19 protein-coding genes are annotated in these 21,680 nt (G+C 70.3%); 14 read left to right on the forward strand and 5 right to left on the reverse strand.

Annotated elements, in window-relative coordinates; translation table 11 throughout:
- Window positions 1-52: 52 nt before the first annotated feature.
- Together RIF93_RS02195 and RIF93_RS02200 are read left to right on the forward strand one after the other, a co-directional pair.
- On the forward strand, window positions 53-175 hold the full coding sequence (locus RIF93_RS02195; RefSeq protein WP_375163818.1) for a hypothetical protein: 123 nt from the start codon (window positions 53-55) through the stop codon (window positions 173-175).
- Window positions 176-306: 131 nt separating this feature from the next.
- Entirely contained in the window at window positions 307-498 is a 192-nt protein-coding gene (locus RIF93_RS02200) for a hypothetical protein (protein WP_309088011.1), read from the forward strand.
- A gap of 33 nt (window positions 499-531) precedes the next feature.
- On the opposite strand, the gene lepA is transcribed toward RIF93_RS02200, so the two are convergent.
- Window positions 532-2,337, reverse strand: a complete 1,806-nt coding sequence (gene lepA / locus RIF93_RS02205) for a translation elongation factor 4 (RefSeq protein ID WP_309088013.1) — start codon at window positions 2,335-2,337, stop codon at window positions 532-534.
- Between the two features lie 569 nt (window positions 2,338-2,906).
- Between lepA and RIF93_RS02210 the strand changes: the two genes are divergently transcribed.
- Genes RIF93_RS02210 through RIF93_RS02220 form a run of 3 tightly spaced genes read left to right on the forward strand, consistent with a single transcriptional unit; the run spans window position 2,907 to window position 8,350 of the window.
- On the forward strand, window positions 2,907-3,932 hold the full coding sequence (locus RIF93_RS02210) for a hypothetical protein (protein WP_309088015.1): 1,026 nt from the start codon (window positions 2,907-2,909) through the stop codon (window positions 3,930-3,932).
- A gap of 57 nt (window positions 3,933-3,989) precedes the next feature.
- A complete protein-coding gene (locus RIF93_RS02215; protein WP_309088017.1) occupies window positions 3,990-6,761 on the forward strand; it encodes an autotransporter-associated beta strand repeat-containing protein in 2,772 nt (923 codons plus the stop codon).
- Between the two features lie 38 nt (window positions 6,762-6,799).
- Window positions 6,800-8,350, forward strand: a complete 1,551-nt coding sequence (locus RIF93_RS02220) for an autotransporter domain-containing protein (protein WP_309088019.1) — start codon at window positions 6,800-6,802, stop codon at window positions 8,348-8,350.
- 446 nt (window positions 8,351-8,796) lie between these two features.
- On the opposite strand, the gene RIF93_RS02225 is transcribed toward RIF93_RS02220, so the two are convergent.
- The gene (locus RIF93_RS02225) at window positions 8,797-9,384 is read right to left on the reverse strand and encodes a GNAT family N-acetyltransferase (RefSeq protein ID WP_309088021.1); all 588 of its coding nucleotides are present in this window, start codon (window positions 9,382-9,384) and stop codon (window positions 8,797-8,799) included.
- 155 nt (window positions 9,385-9,539) lie between these two features.
- On the opposite strand from RIF93_RS02225, the gene RIF93_RS02230 reads away from it, so the two are divergent.
- Together RIF93_RS02230 and RIF93_RS02235 are read left to right on the forward strand one after the other, a co-directional pair.
- On the forward strand, window positions 9,540-9,914 hold the full coding sequence (locus tag RIF93_RS02230; RefSeq protein ID WP_309088023.1) for a hypothetical protein: 375 nt from the start codon (window positions 9,540-9,542) through the stop codon (window positions 9,912-9,914).
- A gap of 134 nt (window positions 9,915-10,048) precedes the next feature.
- Window positions 10,049-10,714 carry a DUF1134 domain-containing protein gene (locus tag RIF93_RS02235; protein WP_309088025.1) on the forward strand — a complete coding sequence of 222 codons (666 nt, stop codon included), beginning with the start codon at window positions 10,049-10,051 and terminating at the stop codon, window positions 10,712-10,714.
- Here the strand turns inward: RIF93_RS02235 and RIF93_RS02240 are convergent.
- Together RIF93_RS02240 and RIF93_RS02245 are read right to left on the reverse strand one after the other, a co-directional pair.
- Window positions 10,711-12,045, reverse strand: coding sequence for a dihydroorotase (locus RIF93_RS02240; protein ID WP_309088027.1), 1,335 nt, complete (start codon window positions 12,043-12,045; stop codon window positions 10,711-10,713). The two genes, RIF93_RS02235 and RIF93_RS02240, sit on opposite strands and share 4 nt — an antisense overlap.
- Window positions 12,038-13,012, reverse strand: coding sequence for a glycosyltransferase family 9 protein (locus RIF93_RS02245; RefSeq protein WP_309088029.1), 975 nt, complete (start codon window positions 13,010-13,012; stop codon window positions 12,038-12,040). Before RIF93_RS02245 ends, RIF93_RS02240 begins: the two co-directional genes overlap by 8 nt.
- A gap of 62 nt (window positions 13,013-13,074) precedes the next feature.
- Between RIF93_RS02245 and RIF93_RS02250 the strand changes: the two genes are divergently transcribed.
- From RIF93_RS02250 to RIF93_RS02275, 6 genes are all read left to right on the forward strand, one after another.
- Window positions 13,075-13,869 (forward strand): folate-binding protein YgfZ, encoded by a 795-nt coding sequence (locus tag RIF93_RS02250; protein WP_309088031.1) that lies wholly within the window; start codon window positions 13,075-13,077, stop codon window positions 13,867-13,869.
- A 62-nt stretch (window positions 13,870-13,931) separates the two neighbouring features.
- A complete protein-coding gene (locus RIF93_RS02255; RefSeq protein WP_309088033.1) occupies window positions 13,932-14,519 on the forward strand; it encodes a DNA-3-methyladenine glycosylase I in 588 nt (195 codons plus the stop codon).
- Complete coding sequence (locus tag RIF93_RS02260; protein WP_309088035.1) at window positions 14,519-15,190, forward strand: ribonuclease HII; 672 nt, start codon at window positions 14,519-14,521, stop codon at window positions 15,188-15,190. The genes RIF93_RS02255 and RIF93_RS02260 overlap by 1 nt, the downstream gene beginning before the upstream one ends.
- A gap of 100 nt (window positions 15,191-15,290) precedes the next feature.
- On the forward strand, window positions 15,291-17,555 hold the full coding sequence (locus RIF93_RS02265) for an ATP-binding protein (protein ID WP_309088037.1): 2,265 nt from the start codon (window positions 15,291-15,293) through the stop codon (window positions 17,553-17,555).
- Between the two features lie 82 nt (window positions 17,556-17,637).
- Window positions 17,638-18,717: a site-specific DNA-methyltransferase gene (locus RIF93_RS02270; protein ID WP_309088039.1), complete on the forward strand. Its 1,080-nt coding sequence runs from the start codon at window positions 17,638-17,640 to the stop codon at window positions 18,715-18,717.
- Window positions 18,718-18,746: 29 nt separating this feature from the next.
- Window positions 18,747-19,901: an MFS transporter gene (locus RIF93_RS02275; protein ID WP_309088041.1), complete on the forward strand. Its 1,155-nt coding sequence runs from the start codon at window positions 18,747-18,749 to the stop codon at window positions 19,899-19,901.
- Here RIF93_RS02275 and mutY read toward each other — a convergent pair.
- A complete protein-coding gene (mutY, locus tag RIF93_RS02280) occupies window positions 19,898-20,935 on the reverse strand; it encodes an A/G-specific adenine glycosylase (protein WP_375163821.1) in 1,038 nt (345 codons plus the stop codon). The genes RIF93_RS02275 and mutY overlap by 4 nt on opposite strands.
- A gap of 98 nt (window positions 20,936-21,033) precedes the next feature.
- Between mutY and RIF93_RS02285 the strand changes: the two genes are divergently transcribed.
- The gene (locus RIF93_RS02285; RefSeq protein WP_309088043.1) at window positions 21,034-21,573 is read left to right on the forward strand and encodes a DciA family protein; all 540 of its coding nucleotides are present in this window, start codon (window positions 21,034-21,036) and stop codon (window positions 21,571-21,573) included.
- Window positions 21,574-21,680: the final 107 nt, after the last annotated feature.

Raw genomic sequence — 21,680 nt, forward strand, 5'->3', positions numbered from 1 at the left:
GTCCCAGTAGATCAGGCCATTGACCGGCGGCGGAACCGAGGACCCGATGATCATGCGCTGGGTCAATGGCCTGATCTACTGGGACCTGCCGATGTGGGTGTTCGCCGGCCTCTACCTGGCGCTCTTCGCTGCGGTGCTGGCGTTCTGGAAATTGGTCCCGCCCGCCCGGAAATGATCGTTCCACAGGCAGTTTCGCGAAGCTTTCGCGAAGTCTGTCGCCGCGCTGCAACGAAAGCTTGCCAGGAACATTGTGCGGTGCGAAACGGCCCCCCGCGTACCTGGAGTATACCCGTGCTTGAAGTTCCCATGCGTACCTTCCCCGGCCTCTTCGTGGGCCGCCGCACCGTCCTGCAGGCGCAGGAGGTCGCGGGCGAGGCGAAGTTGGGGACGGTCTACCGCTGCGGGGCGTGCGAGGAAGTGATCCTCACCGAAGCCGACGAGACCGCGCTGCGCGACGTGGTCGTCAAGTGCCGCTGCGGCGAGTTCAACCAACTCTAGGCGAGACTCCGCGGACGACCTCGGCCGCGCTTATCAGTCAGCGTCCATCTTCAGCGCGGCGATGAAGGCTTCCTGCGGGATCTCGACCTTGCCGAACTGCCGCATGCGCTTCTTGCCCTCCTTCTGCTTGTCGAGGAGCTTGCGCTTGCGGCTGATGTCGCCGCCGTAGCACTTGGCCGTCACGTCCTTGCGGAGCGCGCGCACCGTCTCGCGGGCGATGATCCGGCCGCCGATCGCCGCCTGGATCGGGATCTGGAACATGTGCGGAGGGATCAGCTCCTTCATCTTCTCGACCATGCCCCGGCCGCGGCTCTCGGCCCGGTCTCGGTGGACCAGCATGGAGAGCGCGTCCACCGGCTCGGCGTTGACCAGGATCGACATCTTCACGAGGTCGCCCACGCGGTAACCCTCGATGGAGTAGTCGAAGCTGGCGTAACCCTTCGAGATCGACTTCAGGCGATCGTAGAAATCGAACACCACCTCGTTCAGCGGCAGGTCGTAGACGACCATGGCGCGGTTGCCGACATAGGACAGCTCGCGCTGCTCGCCGCGGCGATCCTGGCAGAGCTTGATGATCGAGCCCAGGTACTCGTCCGGCGTGAAGATGGTGGCCTTGATCCAGGGCTCGGCGATGCTGTCGATCTTCACCGGGTCGGGTAGGTCGGCCGGGTTGTGCAGCTCGATCTCGTCGCCGTTGGTCATCTTCACGCGATAGACGACCGATGGGGCCGTCGCGATCAGGTCGAGGTCGAACTCGCGGGACAGGCGCTCCTGGATGATCTCGAGGTGCAGCAGGCCCAGGAAGCCGCAGCGGAAGCCGAAGCCGAGGGCCGCGCTGGTCTCCATCTCGTAGGTGAAGCTGGCGTCGTTCAGGCGCAGGCGGCCGATGGCGGCGCGCAGGTCCTCGAAGTCGGCCGCGTCCACCGGGAAGAGCCCGCAGAACACCACCGGCTGGACCTCGCGGAAGCCCGGCAGCGGCTTGTCGGTGGGCTTGCGCTCGTCGGTGATGGTGTCGCCGACGGCGGCGTGGGCCACTTCCTTGATCGAGGCGGTGATGAAGCCGACCTCGCCGGGGCCGAGCTCGGCCACGTCGGTCTGCTTCGGCCGGAACACCCCCAGACGGTCGATCTGATACTGGGCCCCGGTCTGCATCATCTTGACCTTCTGGCCGACCTTCAGCGTGCCGTCGAAGACGCGGACGAGCACGACCACGCCCAGGTACTGATCGTACCAGGCGTCGACCAGCAGGGCCTTCAGCGGCGCGTCGCGCTCGCCCTTCGGCGGCGGCAGGCGTCGGACGATGGCCTCCAGCACGTCGTGTATGCCGACGCCCGACTTGGCCGAGCATTCCACGGCGTCCGAGGCGTCCAGGCCGATCACGTCCTCGATCTGCTGGCGAACCCGGTCGGGTTCTGCGGCCGGCAGGTCGATCTTGTTCAGGACCGGCACGATCTCGTGGTTGTTGTCGATGGCCTGATAGACGTTGGCCAGGGTCTGGGCCTCGACGCCCTGGCTGGCGTCCACCACCAGGATCGAGCCTTCGCAGGCGGCCAGCGACCGGCTGACCTCGTAGGCGAAGTCCACGTGGCCGGGGGTGTCCATGAGGTTGAGGATGTAGGTCTCGCCGTCGTCGGCCTTGTAGTGCAGGCGTACCGTCTGGGCCTTGATGGTGATCCCGCGCTCGCGCTCGATGTCCATGTTGTCGAGCACCTGCTCGGACATCTCGCGCGCCGACAGCGCGCCCGTCTCCTGGATCAGGCGGTCGGAGAGCGTCGACTTGCCGTGGTCGATGTGCGCCACGATCGAGAAGTTGCGGATCTTGTCGAGGGGAGTCGTCATTGCGCGCGCCCTCTAGCACATATCGCGTGCTCTGCGAGGCGCAGGGTCGTCGCGCCGCGGAAACCCCCGCGGCCAGCCGGCTGCAAGGCCGGCTACGGGTCGGAGCGGACCCTCAGACGGTCATGCTCCGAGGAGCTGCCTCAGGTGGGTGCTGCTGGGCTGTCGTGTGGCTGTTGTGCTTCAGCCTTCCGTCATCCGCTCACCGGCGGCGGAAGGCGATCGGAGACAATCGCCAATTCACCCAACGGCGGAATGCGAAATGTAAAACCTTGTAACCGCGACACCCGCAAAGGTTGTGGTCTCTGAGGAGCGCCAGCAAGCTGCGCCACGAGTGATCGGAGTAGCGTAGTGCGCTTATCTCAAAGGCCTGAGTTCAAGGGCCGGCCCGGTGCGCCGGGGCGTTCGGCCCGTCGGTTCGCCGCACGCGCGAACCTATCCGGCGCCCCCTCCGAGGGCTCAAATGAGCCCCGAACCGCTGATGCGCGGGCTCCCCATCGAAATCTGCAGACCGCCTCCACGGCGCGCCATTCGCGCGCGCCGACAAGGCCGCCTCGGAGAACGCCATGCGAATGACGACCTCGGCCGCCCTGCTGGCCACCGCCTCCTGCTTCGCCCTCGCAGCGGCGCTGGCGCCGAACGCCGCCAGCGCGGGAACCTACAACGCAAGCGACGAGGCGTCGCTGAAGGCCGCGATCGCCAGCGCCAACGCAGATGCGGACGCCAACGCAACCATCACCCTCACCGCCGACATCACGGTCAGCGACCCTGCGACCATGCCGGCCGCGAGCAAGCCGATCACGCTGAACAGCGGCGGCTTCGACCTGAGCGTCGTCAGGTTCAACGGCCCGGGCCTCGTGACCGTGAGCGGCGGCGGAGAGGTTCAGCTGGTCGGCTCCAATGCCATCGCCGGCAACCTCGGGGCTCAGAGCGCGACGGTGCGCCTGCAGAGCGGCACGCTGAACGCGACGCAGATCGTCACCAGCGGGACCGGCGGAGCCTTTGTCGTCGGCGGTGCGGGGGTCGCCACGGCCACGGGCACGACGCAGGTGGGCGGGAGCGCCGGGCTGCTCCGGATGGAGGCTGGAGGCGTCCTTCATACGGCCGGCCTCACGATGGGGACCACCTGTGCGGCCGGCGCACTGGTCGTCGATGGCCCAGGCTCTTTGCTGCACGTGTCAGGCAGCATCAGCGTCAGCGCATCTACGTCGAGCGTGGGTAACCTCCAGGTGACAGGCGGCGGCAGGGTGCAAAGCGCCACGCTGACCATCGGCAACGCCTTTTTCGGCAACACGGTCGCATCGCAGCTGACCGTCACAAATCCGGGCTCCACTGTCGCGCTCAGCAGCGACCTGTTTCTCGCACGAGGCGCCATCTCGGTTCTGGACGGGGGCGCCTTCAGCGCGGCCAGCGGAAACCTGAATGGCGTCGGCGGCGACGCCGACCTGTTCATCCGCAATCCTGGCTCGAGCTTCAGCGTGACGGCCGACCTGAACGTCGGAGCCGCTACAGCGAACGGGAGGGCCGCCGTCACCGTGGCGGACTCCGCCAACCTGACCGTTGGCGGCCAACTCAAGCTGGGGCACATCGCGGGCTGAACCGGCGTCCTGAACATCGGCGGCGTCGAAGGCCAGGCCGCCGCCGCTCCCGGAGCCGTGCAGGCCACGACCCTGGTCTTCGGACCGGGCGTCGGCCGGCTCAACTTCAACCACACCTCCATCAACTACGACTTCGGTGCGGCAATCTCCGGCAACGGGGCGATCAACCAGGTGGCGGGCGTCACCCGGCTGACGGGCGACAACTCTGGCTTCGCGGGAACGACCACGATCTCGGGCGGAACCCTGAGCATCGGGAACGGCGGGGCAACGGGTTCCATCGCCGGGAACATCGTCAACAACGCGACCCTGACCTTCAACCGCACCGGCGCGCTGACCTATGGCGGCGCCATCACCGGCACGGGCGCGGTGAACATCCAGGGCGGCGGCGCCCTGACATTGACGGGCCAGTCCGCCATCGGCGGCGTCGTCACGCTTGTCGGCAGCACCCTGAACCTCCAGGGCGGCGCCCAGCTCGAGACGTCGAGCAACTTCAACGCCCGCGGGATCGCGGCGGCGCGCGTCAGCGGGCCGGGATCGGCGCTGCTCGTCGGTGGCGCCGCCATGATCGGCAACACCGATGGTACTCAGATCACGTTCGTGGTCGAGAACGGGGGAGAGGTCGAGGCCGGCCTCTTCGCGATCGCGTCGAGCGACATCACGCCGGAAGCCGACGTGACCGTCACCGGGACCGGGTCTCTCATCACCGCCACCGATGTGCAGGTGGCCATCAATGTCGGCGGGAATGTGGGCCGGCTGACGATTTCGGACGGCGGCCGGATCAACAGCGCCGGCGCCTGGATCGGTTACGACTTCGGCAACGCCACGCCGGCGGAGGTCACGGTCTCCGACGCCCTTTGGACCGTCACGGGCAACATGCGGTTCCGCACCGGCCGCATGGAGATCGTCAACGGCGGCTTCGTCGGAGCGGGCAATCTCAACGTGGGCGCGGACGGAGGCCTGGCCGACCTGCGGGTCGCGGACGGCTCCACGCTCGCGACGGGCGTCTTCAATATCGGTGTCGGCGCCGGGGCAGCCGTCACCACGCTCTCGGGCGGCTCCGCGATCAGCGTCACCGGTCCGATGAGCATCGCCTTGAACTCGTCGGGCTCCGGAGTGCTCAACATCGGCGGCGCTGAGGGGCAGGCCGCGGCCACGGCGGGCGTGCTCTCGGCGGCGACGCTGAGCTTCGGGCCCGGCGATGGGCGGCTGAACTTCAACCACACCTCGACGAACTACAGCCTGGCCACGCAGTTCATTGGGCAGGGCGCGATCAACCAGGTGGCGGGCGTCACCCACCTGACGGGGGCCAGCACGGGCTACACGGGCCTGACCACCATCTCGGGCGGCGAGTTGCGCGTGGACGGGACGCTTGGCGGCGCGACGAGCACGGTGGCGGTGAACGCGGGCGGTCTGCTGGGCGGCTCGGGCACGGTCGGCGGCGACGTCACGGTGGCCAACGGCGGCGTCCTCGCGCCGGGCAACAGCCCGGGCACGCTGACCATCGCCGGCGACCTGGTGCTGAACGGCGGCTCGATCCTGCAGATGGAGTTCGGGGCGGCCGACGATCCCGGCAACGCGCTGAACGACCTGATCGTGGTGGGTGGCGACCTGCGGCTGGATGGGACGATCGATGTCACGGAGACGGCCGGCGGCGTCTTCGGCGACGGGCTCTATCGGATCATCGACTACACGGGCACGCTCGACGACCAGGGTCTGAACGTGGGCGTCCTGCCGGCCGGCTCGGCCACGGTGCAGACCTCCATCGCCAACCAGGTGAACCTGATCGTCAGCGGCGTCTCGGGCGGCGGTGGCGGCGGCGGTGGCGGCGGTCCGCCCCCGCCGACGTTCAGCTTCTGGGACGGCGACGGCGGGACGGCGGCGGACGGCCAGATCACCGGCGGGTCGGGGACCTGGAGCCGTACGGGGGCGGCCTGGACCAGCGCCGAGGCGACCGCCAACGGCGCCTACACCGAGCCGTCGTTCGCCGTCTTCGCAGGCACGGGCGGAACGGTCACCGTGGACGCCAGCGGGGGACCGATCGGGGCGACCGGCCTGCAGTTCGCCGCCGACGGCTACCAGCTCCAGGGTGGGGGGATCGCGCTGGGGACGCCCGAGGCGACGATCCGCGTCGGCGACGGCACGGCGGCGGGCACCGGCTTCACCGCGGTGATCGCCTCGGAGCTGACGGGCGTGACCCGGGTGGTGAAGGACGACCTCGGGACCCTCGTGCTGACGGGCGCCAACACCTATGCCGGGGGCACCACCATCGCGGCCGGGACGCTGCGGATCGGCGACGGCGGGACCTCGGGCTCGATCCAGGGCGACGTAGCCAACGAGGGCCGCCTCGTCTTCGACCGGTCGGACGCGGTGACCTTTGCCGGGACGATCTCCGGCTCGGGCTCGGTGCGCCAGGCCGGGACGGGGACGACCGTGCTGACCGGCGCGAACAGCTATGCCGGCGGCACGACCATCGCCGCCGGGACCCTGCAACTGGGCGACGGCGGGACGAGCGGCTCCATCGCGGGCAACGTGGCCAACGACGGGACGCTGGCGTTCAACCGCGCCGACGCCGTGACCTTCTCGGGCGTGATCTCGGGCGCGGGCGCGGTGCGCCAGATGGGCGCCGGAACCACGGCGCTGACGGCCGCCAACACCTACGCGGGCGGCACGACCATCGCGGCCGGGACCCTGCGGGGAACAGCGGCCAGCTTCGGCTCCGGCGCCATCCAGGACGACGGCGCCCTGGTGATCGACCAGGCGGCGGATGCGACCTTCGCCAACGCCCTGAACGGCGGCGGGACCTTCACAAGCTCGGCGCGGGACGGCTGACCTACAGCGGCGCCGGAACCCTCGGCGGCCCCACTGACGTGCAGGCGGGCGTGCTGGCGGTGAACGGGTCGCTGGCGGGCTCCACCGTGACGGTGCGCGGCGGCGCGGGCCTGACCGGCTCGGGGATTGTCGGCGGCGCCAACCTCGAGACCGGCGCCACCGTCGCGCCGGGCGAAAGCGGCGTCGGGACGCTCACCGTGAACGGCGGCTTCGCCCAGGCGGCCGGTTCCACCTATCAGGCGCAGGTCGACCCGGCGACCAGCGCGTCCGACCGCATCGTTGTGGGCGGCGCGGCGACGCTCGCCCCCGGCGCGGTGCTGAACGTGAGCCGCGTGGGCGGCGGGACTTATCGGGTCGGCCAGTCCTTTGTGGTGCTGAGCGCCGCCGGCGGCGTGACCGGGACCTACACCCTGGCCGGCGAAACCGGGGCGCTGTCCGCTTTCCTGGGCCTGGACGACGCCTACGACGCCAACAACGTCTATCTCACGGTCGAGCAGGTCCGCGCACTCGCCGAAGCGGCGCAGACGCCGAACCAGACGGCCGCAGCCACGGGCGCCGACCGCCTGGCGGAGGACAACGCCCTGCGCACGGCGCTGGTCAATCTGGCCGACGATCCGACCGCCCGCGCCGCCTTCGACCAGCTCTCGGGCGAGGCGCATGCGTCCGGCCAGGCGGTGCTGGTCCAGCAGAGCGGCATGATCCGCGATGCGGCGATGGCGCGGTTGGACGACTGCGATGAGCAGGTCGGCGCAGCGGAGGAGGCCTGCGACCGGCCCGCGGGCTGGGCCCAGGTGTTCGGCGGCTGGGGCAAGCTGGACGGCGACAGCAACGCCGCCCAGGCCGACCAGTCCTCGGCCGGCTTCCTGCTCGGAATGGACGCCCCGCTGGGCGGCTGGCGGCTCGGCGCCTTCGCGGGCTACACCCGCTCGGACTGGGACGTGGACGCCCGCGCCTCCAAGGGCGAGAGCCAGGACTATCACCTCGGCGCCTACGCCGGCCGCGAACGCGGCGCGCTGAGCCTGCGCGCCGGCGGCGCCCTGGCCTGGCACGAGATCGACACCGACCGCACCGTGGCCTTCCCGGGCCTCAGCCAGTCGCTCGAGGCTGGTTACGACGCCCGCACGACCCAGGCCTTCGCCGACCTGGCCTACAGCCTCCCGGCCGGCGGCCTCGACTGGAGCCCGTTCGTCAACGTCGCCCACGTGCGGCTGCGGACGGACGGCTTCACCGAGACCGGCGGCTCGGCGGCGCTGAGCGGCGCGACCGAGACCATGAGCCAGACCGTCACCACGCTCGGCGTCCGGCCATCCACCCGCCTCGCGCTCGGCGGGACCGAGGCGCGGCTGCGGGCCTTGCTCGGCTGGCGCCACGCCTTTGGAGAGGTCGCGCCCAAGACCAGGGTGGCCTTCGAAGACGGCGAGGCCTTTGCGGTGACGGGGGCTGCGCTCGCCCGCGACGCGGCGGCGCTGGACCTGCGTCTGGAGCTGCCCTTCGGCGCCCGGGGCATGGCGGGGATTTCCTACGGCGGTCAGTACAGCGGCAAGGCCACGCAACACCGCCTCAGGGCCGACCTGCGGGTGCGCTTCTAGCCAAGCGAGGTCGCGTCCGAGCCGCGGGCGCGACCTCACGCTAGCGCCGTCGCCACGGGGGCAGCCGCACCCCGGCCGGGGCGGAACGCCGACAACCTGCTCGACGAGACGCGGCGCGGTTCGCTTCGGAGGCGATCGTGACAGCCAATGAGTTCAAGAAGCGCGCTCAAGAAGCCGAACTTGCAGCGAAACGCGCGACGTCGACGGCGGAGCGGGAGGCATACGAACGCGTAGCGCAAGGCTGGCGCCAGCTTGCGGCGCAAGCGGAGCGTGGCGCCAAGCGCGAGTCCTGAACCCGTCGCGGGCGGTGAGGTCTGCGTCTGGACCTGACCTCAACGTCATGTCGAGAGCTACGGCTGACTTTGGCCGGGCTACTCGGGGCGGCGCCTGGGCCGGACAGCAGGCGAGGGGCCGCCAGCTCTTCGCCTCACCAGGCCCGAAGATCGCTAGCGCCGCGGCTGGCGCACCATCGGCTTGATTCCGGGGAAATCTCCGGGCTGGACGGAGCCTAAGACTTCGAAGCCATGGCGCTCGTAAAGCGGCTCGTTCTTGGGGTTGGAGCTCTCGAGGTAAGCGATGACCCTGTCCTCGTCGCAGCGCCGCAACGATTCCCGGAGAATCGCCGACCCGTAGCCGCGCCCCTGGCGGGCGGGATCGACGCCAATCATCGCCAAGTACCAGTGGGGCTCCTCTGGATGGTAGCGGGCGATGGTCTCGCCCACCTCGGCGAGCACGGGCAATTTCTCCTCCCGCGCCAGCTCGCCGATCACCGCCATCATGGCCTCTCGGTCCGTGGTAACGCCGGGCGGGAGCCATAGCGCGGCTGCGGCGGCGTCCTCTGCGAGCCAAGCCGTGCCCGCCTCCAGAGCGGCCCCGCCCATCGCGCGGGCGAAGGGACGGAAGCCCTTCAGGAGCTTTTCGGGCGTGTCCAGCACATAGCGCAGGCAAGGGTCGCCGCTGAACGCCAGCATGAGCGTGTCGAGAACGGCGTCACTCTCCGACGCTTGCGCGGCGCGCACTCCGTAGTCACTCATGACAACCTCCTGCGCCTCTCCTGGCAGCTGACCAGTTGAGCAGGCGCTGCAGGGCCTGACCAGGGATGTGAGCTCAACTTCGGGCTCCGAACAGCGAGCGGGGACGCACCCAAGCGCGGTCGCCGTCCGACAAATTCCGCGGCTAGCTCTCGAACATGGCCCGCCTCCCGTTTCCTGCCCTCCCACATCTTTGGATCGTCGGCCTCGCCGTGTTCGCTCTGCCGGGATTGGGGGCCGCCCAGCCTCGGGCATCGGATCCGGACCTCGAGTGCCTCGTCGACGTGGCGAGGTCGAAAGGCAGGCTCGCGGACGCCGACAAGCGGCGTGCTGACCTCGCGATGATGTACTACCTGGGTCGCCTGACCACTCGGATGAGCGAGACGGAAGTCGCCGAGCGGATCGCGCAACTGCCGCGCCCGACCACGGAGGAGCAGGCGACGGCGATCAGACGTCGCTGCGCCGCCGACCTTCTTACCGCCGCCATCTTCCTGGCTCCGATCAACAAGGCGCTGTCGGAGGCGGCCAAGTAGTCGCCGACAGCGCCGCGGCGGATGAGCGGGTGGGACGTCGCGTCACGGCGATTGTGGTTAATCCGGCATTAAGCTGCGCGGCGGCATCAGACCGTGGGGACGGGAGCTGGAAGCTACAAGGAGGCACGCCGCCCATGGACCGTCGCACGCTCATCGCCACCGGGCTCGTCGCCCTCAGTGCGCCCGCCCTGGCGCGCGCCCAGTCGATCTCGAGCGAACCCCTGCCGCCGGCCGGCGAAGCGCCGCCGCCCCAGGCCACCGAAGGCCCGCCGGCGCCGCAGCCTCCGACGCCGACCTACTCCGCCGGCAACGAGGACAAGACCTACAGCCAGGACGAGATCGTCCGCGGCGTGTCCGACTTCATGGGCGTCACGGCCGAGACGGCCGGCGGCGTCGTCGAGCGCCTGTTCGCCAAGAACGGCCGTCCGACCGGCTACATCGCCGGCGAGGAGGGCTCGGGCGCCTTCGTGGTCGGCGGCCGCTACGGCCGCGGCCTGCTCTACATGAAGGACAAGGAGCCGATGGAGGTCTTCTGGCAGGGCCCGTCGATCGGCTGGGACTTCGGCGGCAACGCCAGCCGCGTCTTCACGCTGGTGTACGACCTGCACGTGCCCGAGATGATCTTCCAGCGCTTCCCCGGCGTGGAAGGCTCGGCCTATGTGGTGGGCGGCCTGGGCGTGAACTACCAGAAGGCCAGCGGCGTGACCCTGGCTCCGATCCGCGCCGGCGTCGGCCTGCGCCTGGGCGCGAACGTCGGCTACCTGGCCTACACGCGGAAGCGGAACATCCTGCCGTTCTAGGCGGCGAGGGTTTCCAGGAAGCGCACCGGCTGGCCCAGGTGCGGGGCCGTGATCTCGCCGTCCCGCATCACCACCCGGCCGCGGACGATCGTCGCCATCGGCCAGCCTTTGGCCTCCAAGCCGTCGAAGGGCGTCCAGCCCACGCGGCTGGCCATGTCCTCGTGGCGGATCGTCTTGCGGGCCTTGAGATCGACCACGGTCAGGTCGGCGTCGTAGCCCACGGCCAGCCGGCCCTTGTCGGCGAGGCCGAAGATGCGGTTGGCGCCGTGGCTGGTCAGGTCGACCAGGCGCTCCAGGCTGAGGCGTCCCTCGGCCACGTGGGTCAGCATCACGGGCAGCAGCGTCTGCACGCCCGGCATGCCGGACGGCGAGGCCGGGTACGGCCGGGCCTTCTCTTCTTTTGTGTGCGGCGCGTGGTCTGAGCCGATGACGTCGGCCACGCCGTTGGCGACGCCCAGCCAGAGGCCGTCGCGGTGCTCGGGCCCGCGGATCGGCGGGTTCATCTGGGCGAAGCCCTTCAGCCGCTCGTAGGCCTCGGGGCCGGCGAGCGTCAGGTGCTGCGGCGTCACCTCGACCGAGGCCACGTCCTTGTGATGGGCGAGGTAGGCGATCTCCTCGCGCGTGGTCACGTGCAGGACGTGGATGCGCTTCCCGAGGCTGCGGGCGATCCGCACCAGCCGCTCCGTGGACTGGATCGCCGACTGGGCGTCGCGCACCTCGTAGTGGCTGGTCCAGTCGCCGGTGCGCGCCAGCGGTCGGCGATCGGCCAGGCGGTACTCGTCCTCTGAGTGGAAGGCGGCGCGGCGATGGATGTGCCGCAGCACCTGCTCGACGCCCTCGTCGTCCTGCACCAGCAGGGTGCCGGTGGAGGCGCCCATGAAGACCTTGATGCCGCAGCAGCCGGGCAGGCGCTCCAGCTCGCCCAGGAACTTCGCGTTCTCGTGCGTGCCGCCGACGTAGAAGGCGTGGTCGCAGTGCATGCGGTCCCGCGCCCGGGCCAGCTTGTCCTCCAGCGTCGCCGGGTCGGTGGTGGTGGGCTCGGTGTTCGGCATCTCGAACACGGCCACGACGCCGCCCAGCACCGCCGCGCGCGAGCCGGTCTCCAGGTCTTCCTTCCACTCGAGGCCGGGCTCGCGGAAGTGCACCTGCGTGTCGATCACGCCGGGCAGCACCGTCAGGCCGGCGGCGTCGAAGGTCTCGCCGGCCGAGGCCTGGGAAAGGTCGCCGATGGCGGCGATCTTGCCGCCGCGAACGCCGATGTCGGCAGGGCCACGCCCGGCGTGGTTCACCACCTCGCCGCGGCGGACGATCAGATCGAAGGTCTCAGCCATGGGTCGTGGCCTCCGTGGCGGCGAGCAGTTCGTTCGCCGCGCCTACCACCTTCTCCACCGGAAGGTCCATCATGTGGCAGATGGCCTGGTCCAGGCCGGGGTCCACCGCTCGGATCTGCTCGAACTCGCGCGGCCCCCGCACGACCCGGGCATTCGGCCCCCAGGGCGCGTAGAGCCGCTCGTCCGACGGCCCGAACAGGCCGAGCGTCGGCGTCCCCGCGGCGGCGGCCAGGTGCATGGCGCCGCTGTCGTTGCCGATGAACAGGCGCGCGTGCGTCAGCGCCGCGTAGGCGGTCAGCAGGTCCTTGCCCGTCAGGTCGATGATCCGGTTCGGTCCGACGTCGCGCAGGCCTCGCACCAGATGCGCATCGCCAGGCCCGCCCACCACCATCAGCCGGCCGCCCTTCAGCGGGCCTTCGCCGCGCAGCAGCCGCATGGCCGCCTGACTGAAGCGCTCGACGGGCCAGGTCTTGCCGATCCAGTTGGCGGCGGGCCCCAGCGCCAGGATCGGCCCTTCGCCGGCGACGAGCTCGGCGGCGTAGGCGTCGATTTCGGGCGAGGTGAAGAGATGGGGCGCGGCCGGCTCGTCCTCGATGCGCAGGACACGGGCGGCTTCGACCACCTTGTGAACGGGCTCGGCGCTCTTCTTGTGGATCGCCCGGCGGCGCGTGCGCAGGAACCGGGCCAAGCCCGAGCCGCGCAGGTCCACGACCAGTCCCCAGCGGCGCTGGCGAACCTGCCGCCAGAGCTCGAACCAGTGGCCGCCGGACTTGGCCTTCTCCATGACGATCACCCGGTCGAGGTTCGGGACCTCGGCGAACAGCGGGGCCGCGGCCGGGCCGGCCACGATGGTGAACCGCGCGTGCGGGATCTCGTCGTGCAGCCGCTTGATCAGCCCCGAGGAGAGCACGGCGTCGCCGATGCGCGTCGCGGTGATGAAAAGAATCGGAAACGGACCGGACACCATGCGCCACCCATAGCCCAACCCGCCGCTGGCGCTACACCGCGGCGCGCCCCAAATTGCAGGTCATGACTGTCGCTCAGCTGAACAGCCGCGCGGTGATCGCCGTCGGCGGTCCCGACTGGCGGACCTTCCTGCAAGGTCTGCTGACCCAGGACGTGGAGACGCTCAGGCCCGGCGAGGCCCGTTTCGGCGCCCTGCTGACGCCTCAGGGTCGGTTGCTCTACGACCTGTTCCTGGTGGGCGCCGACGAGGGGTGCCTGCTGGACGTGGCCGCCGAGCACCGGGACGCGCTGCTCCAGCGCCTGACGCTCTACCGGCTGCGCGCCAAGGTGGACCTGGCCGCCAGCGAGGCGAAGGTGTTCGCGGCCTTCCCGGCGTCGGACGGCATTGTCGACCCGCGCCTGCCCGAGCTGGGCGCCCGCATTTACGGGGAGGGCGCCGGCGATGCCGATGAGACGGCCTACGAAGCTCACCGCCTCGCGCTGGGCGTGCCCGGCCCCGCCGACTGGGGCTCGGACAAGACCTATCCCATCGAGGCCAATTTCGACCTCCTCGGCGGCATCGACTTCAAGAAGGGCTGCTTCGTCGGCCAGGAGACGACCTCTCGGATGAAGCGCCGGGGTCAGGTGAAGAGCCGCATGCTGCCGATCACCTTCGAGGGGGCGCCCCCGCCGCCCGGAACCGAGATCCTCGCGGGCGAACTGCGGGCGGGCGAGGTGCTGTCGGGCGTGGACGGCCGGGCCATGGCCTTGGTCCGGCTGGACCGGGCGCTGGGCGCGCCCCTCACCGTCGGGGATCGTTCGGCGCAAGTCGAAACGCCGGCCTGGTTCCCGCAAACGGCTGGGGATAACGCGGCTTAGGCGTCCGGATGCGGCGAAAGGGAGCTTGAGGTTCGGCGCGCCGTCAGGTGAGGGTGCCGCCGATGACTGAGGCCCCGACGCGCTGCACCTGGAAAGGGATGAACGGCGACCCGTTCTACGAGCGCTACCACGACGAGGAGTGGGGCGTGCCCGAGTACGACTCCCGGGCGCTTTGGGAGAAGCTGGTGCTGGACGGCTTCCAGGCGGGGCTGTCGTGGATCACGATCCTGCGCAAGCGTGAGGCCTTCCGCGAGGCGTTCGACGGCTTCGATCCGGAGAAGGTCGCAGCCTACGACGACGCCGACCGCGCCCGGCTGATGGCCAACGCCGGCATCATCCGCTCGAACGCCAAGATCGACGCCGCCATCTCGGGCGCGCGGATCTACCTCGACATGCGCGACCGCGGCGAGGACTTCTCGGACTTCTGCTGGGGCTTCGTGGGCGGCAAGCCCGTGCAGAACCGCTGGGGCCCCGGCGACGTGCCGGCGCAGACGCCACTGGCGGTGGAGGTCTCCAAGGCGCTGAAGGCAAAGGGCTTCAAGTTCGTGGGGCCGGTGATCGTCTATGCCTGGATGCAGGCGACGGGCCTGGTCAACGACCACCTGACCTGCTGCTTCCGCCACGACGAAGTGAAGAGGCTCGTGCGCTGATGGCCAAAGGTCCCACGATGCTCCTCGAGAAGGCGTTCGTCGGCGGCCCGGTCTGCGGGGTCGACGAAGCGGGCCGCGGTCCGTGGGCGGGGCCGGTCTCGGCCGCCGCCGTGATCCTCGACCCCAATCCCCGCAAGATCCCGAAGGGCCTGGACGATTCCAAGAAGCTCTCCGCGAAGGCTCGAGAGAGCCTGGAGCTCGAGATCAAGGCGAAGGCGGTGGCCTGGGGCGTGGGCTTCGCCAGCGTCGAGGAGATCGCGAGCCTCAACATCCTGCACGCCACCGGCCTGGCCATGTGCCGGGCCATCGAGGCCATGGCGGTGAAGCCGGCGTTCGCCCTCGTGGACGGCAACTATCGGTTCAAGCTGCCCTGCGAGGTGACGACGGTGGTGGGCGGCGACGGCAAGTCCAAGTCGATCGCCGCAGCCTCGATCCTGGCGAAGGTCGCCCGCGACCGGCTGATGACCGAGATGGATGCCGTCTACCCTGGCTACGGCTTCGCCAGCCACAAGGGCTATCGCGCTCCGGTCCACGCGGAGGCGCTGCTGACGCTCGGGCCCTGCCAGATCCACCGCCTGAACTGGGGACCGGTGAAGCTGGCGCTGATGGGCAAGGACCCGCTGATGGCGTTCGAGGACGCCTTGCAGGACGAACTGCCCTTCGCCGACTAACGCTTGACGCGACGTAACCCGCGTCTGCAACCGGCGGTAAGTCAACGAATTTCTTACGACTTTGCCAGTATGGGGCAGCGGTAACTCGTCTGGAGCCCGCATGCTCGCGGTTCTGACCTGCGTCTACGAAGGCCACGACCTCCGGTTGGTGGCGGCCGCCGCGCTGATCTGCGCGACGGCGTGCCTCGCTGCGTTCGGCTTCCATCTGCGCAGCCTGCGGACGCGGGATGGGATGCGCTGGGCCTGGACCGGCTTCAGCGGTCTGGCCGCGGGCGCGGGCGTCTGGGCCACCCATTTCGTCGCTATGCTGGCCTACCAGCCGCACCTCCCGGTTGGTTACGACCCGGTGGGCACGGCCGCGTCGCTGGCGATCTCCGTCGGCGGTATGTTGCTGGGCTTCGGGCTGCCGGTGCTGGCCCGCAACCGCGCGGGCCAGTTGGCCGGCGGCGCCGTCACCGGCGCGACAGTCGGCGCGATGCACTACACCGGCATCCTGGCCATGCGCGCCCAGGCCCAGATGGTTTGGGAGCCCGTCTATCTGACAGCGTCCATTGTCCTCGGCGTTGTGCTTGCCATGCTGGCGTTCGGGGCCCGTGGCCGGCTCCGCGGCCCGCGTGCGCTGTTCGTGCCGGCGGTCATCCTGGTCCTAGCGATCTGCAGCCTGCACTTCACGGGCATGACCGCCCTGACGCTCGCGCCCGATCCGACGCTCGCACCCCCGGCCGAGGCGATGGGGCGCGGCAAGCTGGCGGTGGCCGCAGGCGGTCTCGCGGTCCTTATCCTGGCCGCCGCTGGCAGCCTGATCTGGATGGAGCGCCTCGGCCGGCGTTCGACGCTGAAGAGCGTGCGCAGCGCCCTCGACGTCGTTCCTGCAGGCCTCGCGTTCTTCGACCCGGCCGGACGGCTCACCGCCTGGAACCACGCCTTCGCCGACCTGATGGACGGCTGCGGCCGGCCGCCGGCCACGGGCGTGCGGCGCGAGCGCTTCGTGGAAGCGGCCCTGCTGGCCGGCTGGCGACCGGTCGAGAGCCCCGACGCGGTCGAGCGCTGGAACGCCCATGTGGACGGCGCGAGCGTGCCGCCCTCCGAGCTGCGCCTGCCCGACGGCCGCTGGATGCGGCACGAGGCCTTCACCACCCACGACGGCGGCGGCGTGACGGTGATGACCGACGTCACCGAGCAGCGGGAGACGGCCCGCACGCTGGCCGAGGCGCGCGACGCCGCTGAGGCCGCCAACCGAGCCAAGACCGAATTCCTGGCCAACATGAGCCACGAGATCCGCACGCCCCTGAACGGGGTGCTGGGCGTGGCCGACATCCTCATGCGCAGCCCGCTCTCAGCGAAGCAGCAGGAGCTGGTGGGCGTAATCCAGGCGTCGGGCTCGCTGCTGAACGCGCTGCTGAACGACCTGCTGGACCTCGCCCGCATCGAAGCGGGCGCCGTCGAGCTGCGGCCCGAGAGAGCCAGCCTGGGCGAGGTCGTCCGCTCGGCCCGCGACCTGTTCCAGGCCCGGGCCGACGAGCTGGGCCTCGCGCTCGCTGCTGAGGTTGATCCGGCGTGCGAGACCGACGTGCTTTGCGACGCCGTGCGCCTGCGTCAGGTGCTGGGCAACCTGCTGAGCAACGCCCTGAAGTTCACCGACGAGGGGCGTGTGACCCTGCGCGTCGTGCGCTCGGGCGCGCGCGTCCGCTTCGAGGTCGAAGACACCGGGGCCGGCTTCGACGAGGCCTCCCGAGCCACCATGTTCCAGCGCTTCCGGCAGGGCGACAACACCTCCACCCGTCGCCACGGCGGCGCGGGCCTGGGGCTCGCCATCTGTGACGAGTACGTGCGCCTGATGGGCGGCGAACTTGATTGCGCCAGCCGCCCTGGAGAAGGTTCGGTGTTCCGCTTCGAGCTGGACCTGCCGGCCCTCGAACCTGCAGCGCCCGCCGGAGCCGTCGAGGACGAGGCGCCGGAACCGGTTCCGGGCGAAGGCTTCCGCGTGCTGGTCGTCGACGACAACGCCGTCAACCGGCAGGTCCTGCAGCTGATCCTGGAGAGCGCCGGCATCGACTGCGAAAGCGTCGAGAACGGGCAGGAGGCCGTGGACGCCGTCGCGCGCGGCGCCTTCGACGCCATCCTCATGGATATCCAGATGCCGGTCATGGACGGGCTGGAGGCCACGCGGCGCATCCGCGCCTGGGAAGAGGCCCAGGCCCGCCAGCGCGCGCCGATCTACATCGTCTCGGCCAATTGCCTGCCCGAGCACGTGGACGCCGGTCGTGTCGCAGGCGCCGACGGACACCTGAACAAGCCGGTGTCGGTCGCCGAACTGCTGGGCGTCCTGGCCCCGCACGTCGCGGAAGCGCGCAAGGCGGCTTAACTTCCCGTTGACCATGCGCGTCAACGGGGCCTTCACCATAAGGCTCCAGGATTCAGTTTCCTGTTCCTGTAGGGTTTGCGCGATGGGCCTGCCGGTCGACACCATCATTGAGGGCGATTGCCTGGAGGAGCTGAAGAAGCTCCCGGACCGCTCGGTCGACCTGGTGTTCGCCGATCCGCCTTACAACCTGCAACTGGGCGGCGACCTGCTGCGGCCCGACAACTCGAAGGTGGACGCGGTCGACGACCACTGGGACCAGTTCGAGAGTTTCGAGGCCTACGACGCCTTCACCCGCGCCTGGCTGAAGGAATGCCGCCGCGTGCTGAAGGACGACGGCGCGATCTGGGTGATCGGCAGCTACCACAACATCTTCCGGGTGGGCGTGGCGGTGCAGGACCTGGGCTTCTGGATCCTCAACGACATCGTCTGGCGCAAGTCGAACCCGATGCCGAACTTCAAGGGCACCCGGTTCACCAACGCCCACGAAACCCTGATCTGGGCGACCAAGTCGCGCGGCGGCCGTCGCTACACCTTCAACTACGACGCCATGAAGATGGCGAACGACGAGCTGCAGATGCGCTCGGACTGGACGCTGCCGCTGTGCACGGGCGACGAGCGCCTGAAGGACGGCGCCGGCGCCAAGGCCCATCCGACCCAGAAGCCCGAGGCCCTGCTGCACCGGGTGATCCTGGCCTCCACCAAGCCCGGCGACGTGATCCTGGATCCGTTCTTCGGCACCGGCACGACGGGCGCCGTCGCCCGCAGGCTCGGCCGCAAGTTCGTCGGCATCGAGCGCGAGGCCGAGTACGCCAAGCTCGCCAAGCAGCGCATCGCCAAGGTCGTGCCGGCCACCGCGGACGAGATGGCGGTGACCGGCTCGAAACGGGCCGAGCCGCGCATCCCCTTCGGCACGATCGTCGAAGCCGGCCTCCTGCGGCCAGGCGACGTCCTCTACTGCCCCAAGGGCCGCAACGCCGCCCGTGTGCGCGCCGACGGCAGCCTGGTCGTGGGCGAGCTCTCGGGCTCGATCCACAAGGTCGGCGCGATGGTTCAGTCGGCTCCGGCCTGCAACGGCTGGACCTACTGGCACTTCAAGTCGGACAAGGGTCTGGCCCCAATCGACGTGCTGCGGGCCAAGGTGCGCTCTCAGCTCTCGGCCTAGCTTCGAAGGGCTGGTACGACGCGTAGGTGATGAGCCCCCGCGTCCTCGTCTTCACGCTCTGCACCTTCGCCTTCGGCTCGGCGGCGTTCATTTTCGCCGGCCTGCTGGAGGTGATGGCGCGCGATCTCGGCGTCTCGACCGCCGTCGCGGGCCAGCTGCAGACCGTCTTCGTGCTCACCGCCGCCGTGCTAGGCCCCATCGCCGCCTGGCTGCTCGGCCGCGTGGACCGCAAGATCGTCCTGACGCTTTCGCTGGGGCTGGGCGTCGCGGCACACCTGGCGTGTGCGATCACGCCGGACTTTCCCACGCTCCTCGTGTTGCGGGCCTTCGCGGGCCTGGCAGGCGCTGTCGCGGGGCCTTCGGCCAGTATCGCGGCGGCGGCGCTGGCGCCGCCGGAGAAGCGCGGCTCGGCCATCGCCATGACCACCGGCGGCATGACGTTGGCCTTTGTGCTGGGCATCCCGCTGGGCAGCGTCGTGGGCTCGATCTTCGACTGGCGGGCGACCTTCGTATTCGCCGGCGCGCTATCCGGGCTGGCGCTCGCAGGCGTGCTCATCTTCATGCCGAGCGTGAAGCCGCCGCCCAAGCGTGAGGGCGGCAAGCTGCCGGTGAGCCACATCTGGCCGCTGTACCTGACCACCTTCCTGCTGTTCGCGGCGAACATGACGGTGAACCTCTACATCGCTCCGCTGGTGCGGGTGGGCGCCGGCGTCACCGGGGCGGGCGTCGCGGCCTTCCAGATGATGATCGGCGTGGGTTCGGTGCTGGGCCTGTGGCTGGGAGCCCGGGCCGCGAACCGTTACGCCGGCAAGACCTGGATCCTGCAGGGCTTCGGCATCCAGGCTGCGGCCATGACCCTGCACTTCCTGGCCACCCACCACGCCCTGCCGCCCGGCTGGCCCAGCATGGTGTTGGTGGCCCTAGCGATCTTCGTGGCCGCCACGGCGCTGTTCTCCATGACGCCGGTGGTGCAGGCGCGGCTGATCCAGATGACCGACGGCGCGCCGGTCGCCATGGCGCTCAACGGCTCCGTGGTCTCGGTCGGGCAGGCGCTGGGCTCGGCCCTGGGGGGCGCGTCGCTCGCGATGTTCGGCGTGCCGGCGATCCCGGGCGCGGCGCTCGCCATGTCGCTGGTGGCGCTGACGACCCTGCTGTTCGTCTTCCCGACGGGCGAGCCCGACTAGAGCAAGTTGGTCAGGCCGGCGCGCGCGGCCTTGAGGAAGACGCTGGGCAGGGCCTCGAGGTCGCCCCGGGGGCTCCAGATGACGCCGTCGGCTTCGCCCTCCGCCCGCAGAAGGCGCAGCGTCAGGGTGAAATGGGTGAAGCCGTGCTCCACCTCGCCAACGCCGCGCCATTCGGCCTCGGCCGGCGCGGCGGCCACCGCCTCGGCGTCGCTCCAGCGCTCGGCGCGCCAGTCGGAGGTCGGCAGGGCCAGCATGCCGCCCAGCAGCCCCTTCGGCGGCCGGCGGACGAGCGCCACCTGATCCCCACGGGTCAACACATAGGCCACGCCGTGCCGGTGGGGCCGTTCGGCCTTGGCCGTCTTCCGCGGATAGGCGGCAGGCGTGCCTGTCGTGAACGCCGCGCAGTGGTCCGCCACCGGGCAGCGGTCGCAGAGCGGCGCCTTCGGCCGGCAGATGGTGGCGCCCAGATCCATCAGCGCCTGGGCCCAGTCGCCGGGACGGTCCTCGGCCACCAACGCGGCGGCGAGGCGCTTAAGTTCCGGCTTGGCGTCCGGTAGCGGCTGCTCGACGGCGAACAGCCGCGACATCACCCGCTCGACGTTGCCGTCGACCACATTGGTCGGACGGTCGAAGGCGATCGCCGCCACGGCGGCGGCGGTATAGGGGCCGAGCCCGGGCAGACGCCGTAGGCCGTCCTCCGTATCCGGGAAGACACCGCCATGCTCGGCCGCCACGGCTCGGGCGCAGGCCAGCAGGTTGCGGGCGCGGGCGTAGTAGCCGAGGCCCGCCCAGGCGGCCATGACCTCCTCGTCCGGTGCGGCGGCTAGGTCCCCCACGGTCGGCCAGCGGGCGATGAACTTCAGGAAGTAGGGCGTCGCGTGCGGCACCGTGGTCTGCTGCAGCATCACCTCGGACAGCCAAACCCGGTACGGATCGGCGCGGACGCCGGCGGCGTGCGCGCCTGGGCCCACGCGCCAGGCGAGGTCGCGGGCGTTGGCGTCGTACCAGGCGAGCAGTTGGGCGCGGAGGGACACGGGATTCCTCTTAACCGGTGAGTGGCGGCGGCGCATCTGCGGCGCCAGGTCCCGGCTCCACCCTTCGCGCAGGCCGCCATGCCGGCTAAAGATGCGCCATGCGACGTCGCCTGCCGACATCCCAGGAAGCCCTGCAGATCCTTGCGCAGAAGCGCACGCGTCCCTCGCGCCGTCCGCCGCCGCCGGCAGGACGGGCGCTGACCGGCTTCGTGCGTGAGCTGGACTCCCGCTTCGGTCAGGGTGCGAGCGCGTTGTCGGCCCGCTGGCGGGAGGTCGTGGGCCCCGACATCGCGCGCCGAACCGAACCGGTGAAGCTGGTGAAGGGCCGCAACGGCGGCCCCTCGTCGTTGGAGATCCGCGTCGCCGGAGCCTCGGCCGCCATCGTCCAGCACCAGGCGCACGAGATCCTCGCCCGGGTGAACCTTTTCCTGGGTCCCGACGCCGTGCAGAAGCTGCGGATCGTCCAAGGCCCCCTGCGGCGCTCGGAAACCGCGCCCGCGCCGCCGCGCCGCCGCGCCCCGCCGCTCGACGCCGCCCAGGAAGCCGAACTGCTCCAGGGCTTGGCCGAGGCGCCTGACGGCAAGCTCAAGCAGGCGTTGCTGGCGCTGGGCCGTGGCGTCCTGCGACAACGTCGCTAGATTGACTCTGGGCCGCCGTTCCCGTCGCTAGGAGCGCTTCGAAGGCGCTGTTTGCGCGCGCCTGCGGGAATCGGGCTTTAATCCTTCGTTCAAAACTTCCGGAAGGT

Source organism: Phenylobacterium sp. (assembly GCF_031181185.1).
GTDB lineage: Bacteria > Pseudomonadota > Alphaproteobacteria > Caulobacterales > Caulobacteraceae > Phenylobacterium.